At 69.0% G+C, this 13,977-nt stretch carries 11 protein-coding genes; 5 read left to right on the top strand and 6 right to left on the bottom strand.

The annotated features are described in order from the left end of the window. Window positions 1-59 precede the first annotated feature (59 nt). On the top strand, window positions 60-1,163 hold the full coding sequence (locus tag NS4_RS05995; RefSeq protein ID WP_157105910.1) for a GGDEF domain-containing protein: 1,104 nt from the start codon (window positions 60-62) through the stop codon (window positions 1,161-1,163). A 193-nt stretch (window positions 1,164-1,356) separates the two neighbouring features. Further along, the gene (locus tag NS4_RS05990; RefSeq protein WP_063058652.1) at window positions 1,357-2,004 is read left to right on the top strand and encodes a LysE family translocator; all 648 of its coding nucleotides are present in this window, start codon (window positions 1,357-1,359) and stop codon (window positions 2,002-2,004) included. Window positions 2,005-2,072: 68 nt separating this feature from the next. On the opposite strand, the gene NS4_RS05985 is transcribed toward NS4_RS05990, so the two are convergent. Both NS4_RS05985 and NS4_RS05980 read right to left on the bottom strand, forming a co-directional pair. Continuing rightward, window positions 2,073-3,227 carry an NADH:flavin oxidoreductase/NADH oxidase gene (locus NS4_RS05985; protein ID WP_084486879.1) on the bottom strand — a complete coding sequence of 385 codons (1,155 nt, stop codon included), beginning with the start codon at window positions 3,225-3,227 and terminating at the stop codon, window positions 2,073-2,075. A gap of 52 nt (window positions 3,228-3,279) precedes the next feature. After that, window positions 3,280-4,080, bottom strand: a complete 801-nt coding sequence (locus NS4_RS05980) for an amidohydrolase family protein (protein WP_245665116.1) — start codon at window positions 4,078-4,080, stop codon at window positions 3,280-3,282. Between the two features lie 292 nt (window positions 4,081-4,372). On the opposite strand from NS4_RS05980, the gene NS4_RS32015 reads away from it, so the two are divergent. Both NS4_RS32015 and ligA read left to right on the top strand, forming a co-directional pair. Further along, window positions 4,373-4,534 carry a hypothetical protein gene (locus NS4_RS32015; protein WP_157105909.1) on the top strand — a complete coding sequence of 54 codons (162 nt, stop codon included), beginning with the start codon at window positions 4,373-4,375 and terminating at the stop codon, window positions 4,532-4,534. Window positions 4,535-4,792: 258 nt separating this feature from the next. Next, window positions 4,793-6,784 carry an NAD-dependent DNA ligase LigA gene (ligA, locus tag NS4_RS05970; protein WP_063058496.1) on the top strand — a complete coding sequence of 664 codons (1,992 nt, stop codon included), beginning with the start codon at window positions 4,793-4,795 and terminating at the stop codon, window positions 6,782-6,784. A gap of 108 nt (window positions 6,785-6,892) precedes the next feature. Here ligA and NS4_RS05965 read toward each other — a convergent pair whose 3' ends face one another. Then, entirely contained in the window at window positions 6,893-9,136 is a 2,244-nt protein-coding gene (locus tag NS4_RS05965) for an ATP-binding cassette domain-containing protein (protein ID WP_063058495.1), read from the bottom strand. Window positions 9,137-9,199: 63 nt separating this feature from the next. On the opposite strand from NS4_RS05965, the gene NS4_RS05960 reads away from it, so the two are divergent. After that, the gene (locus NS4_RS05960; RefSeq protein ID WP_084486875.1) at window positions 9,200-10,204 is read left to right on the top strand and encodes a helix-turn-helix transcriptional regulator; all 1,005 of its coding nucleotides are present in this window, start codon (window positions 9,200-9,202) and stop codon (window positions 10,202-10,204) included. Window positions 10,205-10,446: 242 nt separating this feature from the next. Here NS4_RS05960 and NS4_RS05955 read toward each other — a convergent pair whose 3' ends face one another. From NS4_RS05955 to NS4_RS05945, 3 genes are all read right to left on the bottom strand, one after another. Further along, window positions 10,447-11,280, bottom strand: a complete 834-nt coding sequence (locus tag NS4_RS05955) for an SDR family oxidoreductase (protein ID WP_063058651.1) — start codon at window positions 11,278-11,280, stop codon at window positions 10,447-10,449. Between the two features lie 220 nt (window positions 11,281-11,500). Then, entirely contained in the window at window positions 11,501-13,063 is a 1,563-nt protein-coding gene (locus NS4_RS05950) for a class I adenylate-forming enzyme family protein (protein WP_063058494.1), read from the bottom strand. Between the two features lie 16 nt (window positions 13,064-13,079). Continuing rightward, window positions 13,080-13,967, bottom strand: a complete 888-nt coding sequence (locus tag NS4_RS05945; RefSeq protein WP_063058493.1) for an alpha/beta fold hydrolase — start codon at window positions 13,965-13,967, stop codon at window positions 13,080-13,082. Window positions 13,968-13,977 lie beyond the last annotated feature (10 nt).

The following is a 13,977-nucleotide window of genomic DNA, read 5'->3' as shown; positions in this document are numbered from 1 at the left end:
TGGAATGGCAGCCGGTACGGGCTACGGTGGGCAACGCGGTCGGGACCAAGGGTGAGTCGATGAATGACAGCAAAACACTGCGGGCCTGGTGGAACGACCCGGTCGACTACCGCTGGCTGGTGCGTACGCTGGCGGCGCGTTCGGCGCTGGGTCCACTCAAAGTGCTGATCGGCGTCGCGGGCGCGGCGATCGCGGTGATGGGCGCCGTGATCGCGGGCACGCCCGTGGGGCCGGCCGGTGATCCCGGCCTCGCTTCGACGGTCGGGGTGCTGTGCGGGACGCTGTGGGCGCTGCGCTGGTGGCTGCTGTCCTGGCCGAGCAAGACCGAGTCGCTGGTACTGATCGGCGGCGCGGATGTGCTGTTCACGGTGGAGTTCCTCCAGGTACCGGATCGGTTGTTCGGGGCGATGGGCGCGCTGCTGCTCGTGGTCACCGGCAGTTACCTGGGTTTCTTCCACAGCGCGCGGGCCCTCGCCGCGCATTCGGCGTGGTCGTTGCTGTCGGTGGTCGTGTTCTCGGTGCGAATCGCCACCGGGGGCGGCGATATCCGGCTGGCCTGCGCGGTCGGGCTGCTGCTGTTCGTGTCGGTGGTCAGCGCGCTCCCCGCGTTGCAGATCCTCTACTGGCTGTTGCGCACCGAATCGCTATCGGACCCGCTGACCGAACTGCTGAACCGCCGGGGTCTGGAGATCCGGCTGCCGCAGTTGGTCGACGGGTTTCCCGCGATCTGCGTCATGAGCTTGGATCTCGACCGGTTCAAAAGCGTGAACGATACCTGGGGGCACCGCGTCGGCGATACCGTCCTGGTGCGGACCGCCCGGCGGTTACACGCCGTCGTGGGGGAGAGGGCGGTGGTGGCGCGTACGGGTGGGGAGGAGTTCGTGGTGGCCGCGCCGATGGACGCGGCTGCCGCGCGCGCCGAGGCCGAACGGCTGCGGCGCGCGGTCGCCGACCCACCGGAGACCGCGGTGGAGGTCACCGCGAGCGTGGGTGTCGCGGTCTTCGACACGACGATCTGTCCCCGGTGCCCGCGCCCGACCCCCGATCGGCTGCTGCAATGCGCCGACGCCGCCATGTACCGGGCCAAACAGTCCGGCGGGAATCTGGTGGTGGTCGACGAACTCACCCCACCGCAGGATCACCGGCATCCGGCTGCCGGATGAGGCGACATCCCCGGCCGGGCGGTCTCGGTCTCGCCACGGCCGGACACACCGGGCTCGCAGTGGCGTTGGCTCTGCCCACCCTCCTCGTACTGGTAGTCGTCTATTCGATCGGCCGGAGCCGGTGAGGCCGGGCCGAAGTTTCTCGGTGCACCGCCCGGTTTCCGCGCTCGGCAACTGGCTGTATACAGGGTGCATGCCGACTCCGCACTGGCAGCCTTTCCTGATCGCTGCTCCCCTCATCGCGTTCACTCCCGGTGCGAGCCAACTGCTGTCGTTGCGGAACGCGGTACAGCAGGGCGCTGTGGATGCGTTGGTGGCCGTCTCCGGCCGGCTGTCGGCCTTCCTCTTGCTGGTGCTCGCGACAGCGGTGGGGCTGGGTGAATTGCTGGTCACCTCCGAGCCGGTGTTCACGGCCGTGAAATGGTGTGGTGTCGCGTATCTGCTCTACCTGGGCGTGGCCATGCTCTACCGGAGCCGCCCCGTCGGCGCGCCGGACACGTCCGGTAGCCCGCCGCCGGACGTGTCGTCGCCGCGCCGGACGCGTCGTCAGCTGACTCGGCAGGAGTTCACGGTGGCGCTCACCAATCCCAAGGCGCTGCTGTTGTTCGCCGCCCTCCTGCCCCAATTCGTCGACCACTCGGCGGGGGCCGTACCCGCGCAACTGATCGCACTGGGCCTCGGCTACCTCGTTGTCGAGTTCGTCGCGGCGACGGTGTACGCGGGCGTGGGTGGAGCCCTCAACTCGTTCGATATGCCGCCGCGCACCCGGCGCTATCTGGATCGCGGCACCGGCGTCACCATGCTCGCGGTCGCGGGCGGTCTCGCCTTCGCGCGCCGATGAGCCGGTCGATGCCGAACCCGCGCCGGTTTTGCCGGTGCGGTTCCGAGGGTCGCCGCCACCGCCCGGGTTCATACCGCACGAACATCAGTGAGCTGCCGCTCCCCGTCTGCCCGCGGCTTCGCCGCGGGCACGGGGGCCCGGAAGGCGCGGTCGTACTGTGGCGGATGCGGCAACCGCGCGCCGAGCCGGTCCGCGGCCTGCCGGATCCAGGCCGGCTCGCGCAGCAGGGCCCGGCCGAGAAAGACCGCGTCTGCCTGGCCCCGCGCGATGACCTGCTCTGCCTGCTCGGGGGCGATTATCATGCCCACCGCGCTGGTGCGTACCCCGGCTTCACCGCGTAGCCGCGCCGCGAACGGAACCTGGTATCCCGGCCGCACCGGGATGGCCGCATCGGGCACGGAGCCGCCGCTCGATACGTCCACCAGGTCGACTCCGAGCCCTTCGAGATGTGACGCGAGCGCAATCGACTCCGCCACGGTCCATCCCGGCCGGGGGTCCTCGGTGTCGCCGCCGAGCCAGTCGGTGGCCGACAGACGGAAGAACAGGGGTAGTTCCGCCGGCCATTCGCGGCGGACCGCGGTCACGACCTGGAGTGCGAACCGGATGCGGTTGTCGAAGTTTCCGCCGTAACTGTCGGTGCGGGTGTTGGACTGCGGCGACAGGAACTGGTGGATGAGGTAGCCATGGGCGCCGTGGAGTTCGAGCACCTGGAATCCGGCCGCGGCGGCGCGGCGGGCGGCGGCGGCGAATTCGTCGACAACAGTGGCGATCTCGGCGGTGCTCATCTCGGCCGGTGCGGGTAACCGGCCGAACGGCACCGCGCTCGGACCCACCGTGGGCCAGGCCCGGTGCGCGCGGTCGGGATCGGGCCAGGGGCGCCCGGTCGCCGCCTTCCGGCCGGCGTGTACGAGCTGGATACCCGGCACCGTGCCCTGGGCACGCAGGAAATCGGTGTGGCGGCGCAGCACCTGGGCCTGCCGGTCGTTCCAGAGCCCGAGGTCGTAGTCGCTGCTGCGGCCGTCGGGGGTGACGGCGGTGGCCTCGACCATGATCAGCGCCGCCCCCGCAACCGCCCGGGACCCCAGATGCTGTAGATGCCAGTCGGTCGCGGTACCCACGTCGGGTCCGTCGGGGACGGCGGCGAACTGCATCATCGGTGACATCCACGCCCGATGCGCGATGGTGATCTCCCGCAGGGTGAGCGGGGTGAAGAGCTGACTCATGGCCTGCCTGTCCTGATACACGATGGGACGCGGGTGGTGTCCCCGTTGCCTGTCAAAGCGACGCGAGGCCGAGAAATTCCCGGGCTGCCGCGACGAGCTCGACTTCGGTGACACCGTGGGTGACGGCGAAACGGACGGGATCCGCCTCTGCCATATCGAAGGGATAGTCGCTGCCGCAGACGATCCGGTCGGCACCTGCGTGGCCGCGTAGCAGGGTCAGCAGATGGGGGTCGTGGGCGACGGTGTCGAACCAGAGCTTCTCGAACGACTCCGCCGGTGGCCGCGCGGACCCGCTCCGGACATCGGCGCGTGCGTGCCACGCGTGGGTCCAGCGGCCGAGTAACCCGGCCGAGCAGCCACCGGCGTGTACGAAGCACAGGCGCAGTCGCGGGAGCTCCTCGAGGACCCCGCCGAGCAGGGCCGAAGCCACCGCGGTGGCGGTCTCCACCGGGTTTCCGATCAGATTGACCAGGTAGTAGTCCGGCCATTCGGGCCGGGGGAGTTGCATCGGATGCACCAGCACCGCCAGATCCAGCCGGGCGGCCTCGGCGAGCACATGGTGCAGCGGACCTCGGTCGAGGGATTCGCTGCGGAGCAGCGGCGGGATCGCGACTCCGGCGATACCTGGTGTCCCTGCGAGTCGTTCGAGCTGCGCGGTGGTCTGGCCGGGATCGCCGAAGGTGACCATGCCCAGCCCCACCAGGCTGCCCGCCGAGGTTGCGACGACTTCGGCCAGTGCGGCCTCACGCGGGCCGACGATATCGTCGAACTGCCGGCCGGCCTGTCGCCGGTCGCCGCGGTGACGCTGGGCAGCGCGGCGACCGTCGCGCATTTCGGCCTGGCCCACGCGCATTTCGCACCCGGTGAATCCGTGCTGGTACGCGGGGCGGCGGGCAGTATCGGTATCGCGGCGGTGGAGCTCGCGGCCCGCGGCGGGGCGAGCGCGGTCGCGGTCACGACCTCGTCGCCGGACCGCGGCAGCCGGCTCCGCGCCCTCGGCGCGACACATGTACTGGACCGGTCCGGGGAAGGCGATTCGACCGCGCCGCCGTCCTTCGACGTGATCCTCGATATCGCCGGCGGGGGCGGAGCTGCCCGCGTTCCTCGATCGCCTCGCACCGAACGGACGTTTCGTCCTGGCCGGCGTGGTGGCGGGCCTGCCGCCGGCGGATTTCGGTATGCGGCTCATGGGGGCGTTCCGGCAGTCCCGCTCGTTCGCCACATTCAGCCTCGATACCGTCAATCAGTTCGCCGAGTTCTACGAAGCCAACTTCAACGATTTGGCCGCGGCCGTCGAGAGAGGCTGACGGAATTCCCGGTTCGGCAGGGTCGTCGGTTCATCAACGAGAGGGACGGCGGGGAGTGTGAACACTGCTCGCCGCGAGGAGGTACGGAGGTCGAGGGCGCGGTCGCGGGCGACGAGTTCGGCTCCGCCCTCAGGACGACCGCCGGGGCGCCTGCCGCGGTGGAGGGAGGCGGTCGCCGAGTGTCTCGAGTACCCGCACCGGCCGCTCGGGGCGGGAGATCGCTACCGGTGTCGGTGGGGCTCGGTAGCGTCTGGTGCCGTGGACACCGGTGAACGTATCCAAGAGCTCGCGGACCGTGTGGTGACGCTGCGGGACGCCTATTACCGAGGGTCGCCGCTGGTCGCCGACGCGGAATACGACGCGATCGAAGACGAGCTACGGGGCCTGATCGAGGCGCACCCCGACCTCGCACCCGACCCGAACCCGCTGGAACAGGTCGGGGCGCCCGCCGTGCTGCACGCGCCGATCCGGCATTCGCGCCCGATGTTGTCGCTGGAGAAGGCGACCACCCCGGATCAGGTGGCGGCGTTCTTCGACCGGTTCCCCGGCCAGTCGGTGGTGGTGATGCCGAAGCTCGACGGCTTGTCCCTGGCCCTGGTTTTCGAGGACGGGCGGTTGGTGCGTGCCGTGACCCGCGGTGACGGCACCACCGGTGACGATGTGACGGTGCTGGTCCGCGCGTTGGTGGACGGTGTGCCCGACCGGATCGACGTCCCGGGGCGGGTGGAGGTGCGCGGTGAGGCGGTGATGCTGCGGTCGACCTTCCTCGCCTACAACACCGCGCACCCGGACAAGCCGCTGATCAATCCGCGCAATGCCGCGGCGGGCACACTGCGGGCGAAGGACCCGGCCACGGTTGCCGAGAGGCGGCTGCAGTTCTTCGGCTTCGATCTCGACACCTCTGCCGGCGGCGCCGCTGCCGACCTGGCAGAGGGGCTGCGGGCGCTGGGGATCGCGGGGGCGCAGATGCGGGTGTGCGCCGACGCCGAGCAGGCACAGGCGGCGATCACCGTGATCGAACAGGGCCGCAACGACCTCGACTACGACATCGACGGCGCGGTGCTGCGATTGGCCGACCGCGACGCCTACGCCGCGGCGGGGACCCGGTCCAACAGCCCGCGGGGCGCATTGGCGTTCAAGTTCGCCGCCGAGGAGAAGACCACCTTGCTCAACGAGGTGGTCTGGGACGTCGGCAAAACCGGCAAGATCGTCCCGGTCGCCTGGCTGGAGCCGGTGTTCGTGGGCGGCACCACGGTCACGAAAGCGACGCTGGCCAACCAGCAGGTGATCCGCGCCCGCGATATCAAGGTCGGGGACACCGTGCTGGTGCGCCGCGCGGGCGATGTGATCCCGTTCGTGGCCGGCGTGCTCGACGCCTCGAAACGCACCGGCGACGAGCGTGAAATCGTGCCGCCCACCGGCTGTCCGTCGTGCGAGCAGCCGGTGACCGAGCAGGGCAACAGCCGGGAACTGTTCTGCACCAACGTCGCCTGTCCCGCGCAGACGGTGCGCAGGCTCATCCACTGGGCGTCGCGGCCGGCGGCCGATATCGAGGCATTCGGCCAGGTGTGGATCGAGCGCCTGGCCGAGGCGGGCATCCTGGAGCGCCCTTCGGATTTCTACACGCTGACCACCGAGCGCCTGCTCGAGTTCGACCGTATCGGCGAGACCTCGGCCGCGCGCATGATCGAGTCGGTCGACGCGGCCCGCCGGGTGGGCCTGCGCCGCGCGCTGATCGGCCTGGCGATTCCGATGGCCTCCGAGGGCACCGCCGCTCGCCTGGCCCGAGCGGGATTCCGCTCCCTGGAAGAGGTCGCCGACGCGGGCGAGGAACGACTCGTGGCCGTAGAGGATATCGGCCCGAAGGTGGCGGCTTCCCTGGTCGAGCACCTCACCCGCCTGCGTCCGGAAATGGAGCGGTTGCGCGCCGCGGGCGTGAGTCTGGATGTGCTCGAGGAAGATCTACCACCGGTCGTCGCGGCGGGCGCGCCGCTGGACGGCAAAACGGTGGTGATCACCGGGGCGATCAGCGATCCGCGCTCGGGGGAGAAGGTCGCCCGCCCGACGTTCCAACGCCTGTGCGAGAAGGCCGGCGCCACGGTGGCGTCCTCGGTATCGGCGAATACCGACCTGCTCGTCACCGGTGCGGGGGTCGGCGAGAGCAAGCTGGCCAAGGCCGCGAAACTGGGAGTGGAGGTCGCCGATCAGGAGGAGATCTGGAACCTGCTGATCGCCGCGAGCGTCATCTAGACCTCGACCGGGCCGTTCGCGCGGAATCGGGGAGCCGCCGAGCCCGGACCGGCGGCCCCGAGCGGCGCCGCGACCGCCGGTCCGGGCTCGTAGCGCGGGACCGGCCGGTCACTGCGCGAGGGCATCGAGTGCCCGCGAGGTGGGCGTCGCGTGGCCGGTGTAGTGGGCCACGGGGCCTTCGAAGAGCACCGTTCCGCCGTGCCTGCCCGGGCCCGGACCGAGGTCGATCAGCCAGTCCGCGTGCCGGATGACCTCGAGATTGTGTTCGATGACCACTACGGTGTGGCCGGCGTCCACAAGGGCGTCGAGCACCCTCAGCAGTGTCTCGATATCGGCGGGATGCAGGCCGGTCGTCGGTTCGTCCAGCAGATATACCGCGGAGCCGGTGGCTTCCCGGAGTTCTCGGGCGATCTTGACCCGCTGGCATTCGCCGCCGGACAGTCCGCTCAGCGGTTCACCGAGCCGCAGGTATCCGAGTCCGACTTCGGCGAGCCGTTCCAAGGCCCGGGTGATCGCCGGCTCGGGCAGGCGTTCGAGGGCCTCGGCGACGGTGAGGTCGTCGATATCGGCGATGGACAGGCCCTCCACCGTGTGGGCGAGTGCTTCGGGAGTGAAGCGTCGCCCGTGGCAGCTGTCGCAGACGGTTTCCTGGCCGTCGAGGAACGCGAGATCGGTATGGACGACACCGAGTCCGCCGCAGGCCGGGCAGCCGCCCGCGGAGTTGGCGCTGAACAGCGCCGTGGGCATCCCATTGCGCCGGGCGAAGAGTTTGCGGATCGCGGGAGCGATACCCGTATAGGTGAGGGGAGTGGATCGGCGAGTGGCGCTCACCGGCTTCTGGTCGAGCGCTATCGCCTCGTGCCGGGAGGCGAATTCGGCGGCCAGACTGGATTTCCCGGAGCCCGCGACTCCGGTCAGCACGGTCAGCACGCCGGTCGGGATATCGACGGTGACGCCGCGCAGATTGTTGCGGTACGCCTCGGCCACGGTGAGCTTTCCGGTCGCTTGCCGCGGATCCCGGCGTGCGGCGCGCGGCCGCGCCAGTGCACGCGCCGTGGGTGTGCCGGCGGCGCGTAGCTCGGGGAATGTGCCTTGGAAAATCAGCCGTCCCCCTTCGGCGCCGCCGCCGGGACCGAGTTCCACGATCTGATCGGCGGACGCCATCACGGCGGGATCGTGTTCGACGACCAGCACGCTGTTGCCGCTGTCGCGTAGCCGGGTGAGCAGCCGGATCATCGATTCCACATCCGTGGGGTGCAGGCCGACGGTCGGTTCGTCGACCACATAGGTCATTTCGACGAGGCTGGAACCCAGGTGTTTCACCGTTTTGATCCGCTGGGATTCGCCCCCGGACAGGGTCGTGGTGGCGCGCCCGAGAGTGAGGTAACCGAGCCCGATGGTGGTCATCGCGTCCAGCCGCGCGTGTAGCGCTTCGACCACCGGTGCGACCTGTGGCACCTGGATGGTCGCGACGAGGCCGGCTAGCTCCCCGACCTCCATCCGGGCCATCTCACCGATCGTGCGGCCCAGCACGGTCACGGCGCGTGACGCTTCGTTCAGCCGGTCACCGCCGCATTCGGGGCAGCATTCGGAGCGGGTGAACCGACGGATCGTCTCCTGTTTGCGCTCGGACAGGTTGTCGGAGGTGTGCAGGTGGATGCGTTCGAACCGCTCGACGATCCCCTCGTAGTCCTTGGGTGGGCGCCGGTCGAGCCGGGCCGCGGCGGAGCCGCCGTACAGCAACGCCTCGCGCTCGGTCTCTCCCCACTCCCGCAGCGGGGTGTCGGGGTCGAAGACGCCGATACCGGCGTACTGGTCGTACCAGTAACCGCCGTGGCCGAATCCGGGTAGCAGAATCGCGCCGTCGGCGAGGCTTCTGTCGAGATCGAGGAAACGTTCGGTCGCGCTCACCACGACCTCGCCCAATCCGGCGCAGGCCGGGCACATACCCGCTGGTTCGTTGAAGGAGAAGTGGTCGGATTCCCCCACCCACGGTTCTCCGATCCGGGAGTACAGCAGGCGCAGATAGGTCCAGGTGTCGGTGATCGTGCCGACCGTCGAGCGGGCGTTGCCGCCGATGCGCCGCTGATCGATCACCACCACCGGCGACACCCCGTCGATCCGGTCGACGGGCGGCCGCGCCCATTTCGGCAACCGGTTGCGCACGAATGGGGGAAAGGTCTCGTTGAGCTGATAGCCGGCCTCCGCCGCCACGGTGTCGAAGACCAGGGACGATTTACCGGACCCGGAGCGGCCGACGAAGACGACCAGCCGGTGGCGGGGGATATCGAGGTCGAGACCGGCCAGGTTGTGGGTGCGCGCGCCGCGAATGACGATGCTGCTCGTAGCCATGGGTTCGACGCTAAGGACAGATGTGGCCGGATCCTGACCGCGATTCACGGAAGAATCGGACCGGTGGCGGATGTGACCGAACGAATGCTGGCGCTGTTGTCGACACTGCAGACCGGGCGTGCCTACTCGGGCGAGGACCTGGCCCGCCGGCTCGGTCGCAGCCCTCGGACGCTGCGTCGGGATATCGAGCGGCTGCGCGGTTACGGCTATCCGGTCGAGACGCGACCGGGTCCCGGCGGCTATTACCGGCTGCGGGCCGGGCGCACGATGCCGCCCCTGCACCTCGACGATGACGAGGCGATCGCCACCCTGCTCGGCCTGGCCGCGCTCGGCGCCACCGGCCCCGCGACCGCCGGCGGGCTCGACGACGCCGCGACCCGCGCCTACGGCAAGATCGACCAGTTCCTGCCCGCCCGGCTGCGGCCCCGGGTGGCGGCGATCCGCGCCGGTCTGGACACAGGCCGCAGGGTCGCACCCGCGGTGTCGCCGGAACACCTCGCGACCCTGGCCGCCGCGAGCGCGGACCGTGAGATCGTGACCTTTACCTACACCGACGTCCACGGTGCGACGAGCACGCGGCGGGTCCATCCCTACCGCCAGATCCATCAGCATCTGCGCTGGTACCTGCTCGCCTGGGATACCGCTCGCGCGGATTGGCGGGTGTTCCGGGTGGACCGTGTGGGCGAGTTGCTGCGCACTGGTGCCCGCTACGAGCCTCGGCCGCTCCCGGCCGATTCCGCTGTCGACTATCTGCAGCGCGGTCTGGATATCGGTAAGCATCGCGTCGATCTGCTGGTAGCGGCCGGGCCGGAGCGGGTCGCGGATGTGCTGGCCTATCAGCACGCCGAGATCGTCGCGCACGATGGTGGGCACACCGCTGTCACGGTCCGGCTGGACACCTGGCAATGGCTGGTCGGCGCACTCGCCTTCCTCGACACCGATTTCACCGTGACGGCGCCCGCCGGCTTCCTGGCCGGGTTCGAAACATTCGCGCGGCGCCTGCTCGCGGCGGTCGCCGACCGGCCGGGCGCGCGGTTCGACGACAAGCGGCCGCCTCGGCGCGGCTGAGCGAGTGTGCGGCGACACGGGAATGGGTTCTGGCACGGGAAGCGTGAACGCTGGTTCGACCGGGGTGCGGCAATGGTCGCATGCGTCGGCCTTCTTTGCCCGCCGTGGTGATGGAGTGGGGTGGTGACTCGACTGCCGCCCGGCTGCTGGGATCGAGCTGCGGGGCGGGGGGCTTTCGCTCGGCGGGTTCGGCCGGCCACCCCGACATTCGGATACGAGGGGATCATGGTGGGGAGTTGCAGTCACTTTCCCCGCCCACTGCCTATAGTTCGGGAATGGGAGGCTGCTATTTCGGCCATCGCGCTGCTTGCTCCGCCGAGCGCCATGCCGCCGTCCACTGGTAGAACGACGCCGGTGATGTAGTCGGCCAGCGGCGAGGCCAAGAACAGGCACGCTCCGGCGAGGTCACCTGGTGTGCCCCACCGACCGATCGGCACGGCATCGGTGAAGATGTCTCTTGCCTCCTGGGTAGGGGCGAGACGGTCCATACCTTCGGTTCCTTCGATCGCGCCGGGAACCACCGAATTGACCCTGACGCCGCCGGCGCCCCATTCCAGAGCCAGTACGCGGGTGAGCATGTCGACGCCTGCCTTGGCCGCGCACACATGAGACTGCATCGCCATGGGCAGGAAGGCCTGGGGTGCAGAGACGTTGATGACCAGCGCACCCGGACGACGCAAGAGTGGATACGCACTTCGTAGTACGTGGTAGGTGCCCAGCAGGTCGATGTCGACCACGGAGCGGAATCCATTGGGAGACATGTCCATGGCCGCTGCCGGAAAGTTCCCGGCTGCGCCGGACACGAGCACGTCGATGTCGCCGAATGCGGCGTGAGCGCTGTGTAGTGCCGCGCTCGTGGCCTCGGGGTCGCGCACGTCAGCGGCTGCGCCGGTTGCCTCGGCGCCCAGCGCGCGAAGCCGCGCGACTGCGGCATCGATCTTCTCCCGAGATCGGCTCATAACTGCCACCCGCGCGCCGGCGGCGGCGAATCCCTCGGCGATACCGAGGTTTATTCCGCTCGTGCCGCCGGCGACGAATACATTGGTACCGCTGAAGTCGATGTCTACTCGTGGCATGGCAGGCTCCTTCAAGTGATGTGTAAGACGGGTTTTCGTCCGAAGGCGGGGGCCGGTCGGTGTGGCAGACCGCTGAACCCGAGGGCTCGGTGCGAGCCGTCGCTGGACCTGGATAGCCGGTGCACGGTTGTGTCCGCGTGGCATGTCGCCACCTATGGAGCCGACCGTGGTTGCCGCCGATTGGAGGTCGGCGGCAACTTCTGCCGCCGTGGTGGACCGGTCAGCCCAGGGCGCCTGGTTGTGTTGATTCGTTGCGAAGTGCGGCCTTGTGCACCTTGCCGGACGGAGTCAAGGGCAAGCTCGGCCTGATGATGATTTCTTTGGGAACCTTGTAATCCGCGATTTTGTCCGCGCAGAAATGCTGGAGGTCGCCTTCGGCGAGCCGAGCGTCCGGCGTCAGGACAACGTAGTAGCGGCCGATCTCGCCGAGCACCGGATCGGGTACGCCGATACCGGCCACCATGAGGACCTGGGGGTGCTCTGCCAGTATGTTCTCGACTTCGATCGGGTAGATGTTGTATCCGCCTTGGACGAACATGTCCCTGGCCCGGCCGTGCAGGGTGATGAAGCCGTCGTTATCGGTCCAGGCGATGTCGCCGGTGCGCAGCCAGCCGTCGTCACCGATGGCGTCGGCCGTTTCCGCGGGCATGTTGTGATAGCCCGCCATGACCGAAGGGGTTCGGAGCAGGAGTTCGCCGGTTTCGCCGACGGCGACTTCGGTCCCGTCGGCATCGGCGATCTTGATCTGCACGGTCGGAAGCGGCCGACCGATCGCGCGCACGGTCGTCTCTGTGTCGGCGCCCCAGGGGGTCATCACGACTGCGCCCGAGGACTCACTGAGCCCGTAGAGGTTCATCACGGTGGCGTTCGGAAAGGAGCTGGTCAAACGTTCCAGCAAGGCTGGTTCCGCGTTGGCGCCGCCGGTGACCACGAGCCGAACCGCAGCGGTATCGATGGTGATGAACCGGGGCTGGTCGAGTAGCAGTGTGTGCATGGTCGGTACCCCGACCCAGATCGTGAGGTCGGCTGTATGGAACAGGTTGGCGGCGGCGGCGGCCTCGAAGGTCGGCAGCAGCACAGTGCGGGCACAGGTGACCAGCGCGGCGAGTACGCAACAGGTGATGCCGCTGACATGGTTGAGCGGTACGGCGACCGGTAGCGTGTCGCCAGGGCCGAGCCGCATGTGCCCCGCTTGGGCGATAGCGGCCGCGAGCTGGCCGCCATGCGTCAGAACTGCTCCCTTGGGCCGGCCGGTTGTCCCGGACGTATAGATGATCATGACCGGATCGTCTTCGCGGACGGCGTCCTCGGCTTCGGCGAGCAGCACGGTATCCGCCGGTGTGGACCAGAGCTCATCGAGGACGTGATCGCCGCCCGCGCCGAAGGTCACCACGGCTTCCAGCTGTGGAAGACGATTTCGCAGGCCGGCCAGCATGCCCAGAAAGTCGATGCCCTCGCTGGACGGCACGGTGACCACCACACGTGCCCCGGAATCGCCGAGGATGCGGGCGAACTCCTTTTCCCGGTATCGGACACTGAGCCCGACCACCACCGCGCCGATTTTGGCCGCCCCGAAGTACACAGCAAGCCAGTCGGGTGTGTTGGGCCCGTTGACTGCGATGCGATCGCCCCGCCGGATGCCCAGCCGCAGCAATCCACCGGCGACCCGGTCCGACCATGCGTCCATCTCGGCGAACCGGATTTTCCGGTCGTCCACTATCCAGCCCACGGCATCCGCCGCAGTGGTCGCCGCCCGGTGGAGGACGTCGTGAATCCGCTTCATCGGAGCACTCCTCTCGTTACGCGTTCGACGCCAGGTGTGTGGTCAGAAAGTCGATCTGATCGGCAACGATCTTCTCGACGGCCGGCGGATGGTAGACCGTGAAGTGATCGGCGTCGTAACGTTTCAGGACGGCCCGTGGTGCGGCTGCGGCCACCCGCCCCGCGATGGCGGGGTCGATCAGATTCTCTTGCTCGCAGGCGCACACCAGCAGCGGGCAGCGCACGCGTGGCGCGGAGGATGCGGCGTTGTAGAACAACATGCCCAGTCCCGAGGCGGCCGTGATCCGGTTGTCGAAGCGGTAACCAGGTGGTGTCACCGACTGCCATCCTTCGAGAGCGCCGGGCTGGTTCACGAACGCCAGGTCCCCGGGCTTTCCGACCAATGGGACGTAACGGCGCGGCCGGCCGAGTGTGGCGCGGACCAGGTCGGAGACGATCGGAACCGTGAACCGCAGCAGATGCCGTACCCCCGCCCGTGACACGACGGCACGCCCGCTGAAGACCGGACACTGAACCACCGCGGCGCGAAGGTCATCGTGGCGGGCGGCTGCGGCCAGGACGTGGCTGGCGCCGAATGAGGTGCCCCACAGCGCGATCCGGCGTGCGTCCAGTTCGGGGCGGGAGCGGGCGAAAGCCAGAGCGGCGTCGACATCCTCGGTGTAACGGCGCTGACTCACCAGCTGGCGCGGCTGACCACCGGATTCTCCGAGGTGGCGGAAATCGAAGGCGACCACGGCAAGACCCGCTTCGGAGAACCACTCCTCGTACTGGGCGAGCATCATCTCGTGGGTTGCGCCACCGCCGTGGACGAGCACCACAACAGGATGCGGACCGGGGCCGTCCGGGAGGGTCAGCCATACCGCGCACTCGTCGCGGCCGGAAGTGAAGGTAGTGCGAATGGTCATGACACCTCGA

It is taken from the genome of Nocardia sienata NBRC 100364 (assembly GCF_001613205.1).
In the GTDB taxonomy this organism is placed as follows: domain Bacteria; phylum Actinomycetota; class Actinomycetes; order Mycobacteriales; family Mycobacteriaceae; genus Nocardia; species Nocardia sienata.
The sequence above is the reverse complement of the archived record's forward strand: the minus strand, read 5'-3'. Positions and strand labels throughout refer to the sequence as shown.

Excerpts from the sequence above, each read along its gene's own strand:
- NS4_RS05995 (WP_157105910.1), top strand. The coding sequence starts at position 60 with ATGAATGACAGCAAAACACTGCGGGCCTGGTGGAACGACCCGGTCGAC.
- NS4_RS05990 (WP_063058652.1), top strand. The coding sequence starts at position 1,357 with ATGCCGACTCCGCACTGGCAGCCTTTCCTGATCGCTGCTCCCCTCATC.
- NS4_RS05985 (WP_084486879.1), bottom strand. The coding sequence starts at position 3,227 with ATGAGTCAGCTCTTCACCCCGCTCACCCTGCGGGAGATCACCATCGCG.
- NS4_RS05980 (WP_245665116.1), bottom strand. The coding sequence starts at position 4,080 with ATGCGCGTGGGCCAGGCCGAAATGCGCGACGGTCGCCGCGCTGCCCAG.
- NS4_RS05965 (WP_063058495.1), bottom strand. The coding sequence starts at position 9,136 with ATGGCTACGAGCAGCATCGTCATTCGCGGCGCGCGCACCCACAACCTG.
- NS4_RS05955 (WP_063058651.1), bottom strand. The coding sequence starts at position 11,280 with ATGCCACGAGTAGACATCGACTTCAGCGGTACCAATGTATTCGTCGCC.
- NS4_RS05950 (WP_063058494.1), bottom strand. The coding sequence starts at position 13,063 with ATGAAGCGGATTCACGACGTCCTCCACCGGGCGGCGACCACTGCGGCG.
- NS4_RS05945 (WP_063058493.1), bottom strand. The coding sequence starts at position 13,967 with ATGACCATTCGCACTACCTTCACTTCCGGCCGCGACGAGTGCGCGGTA.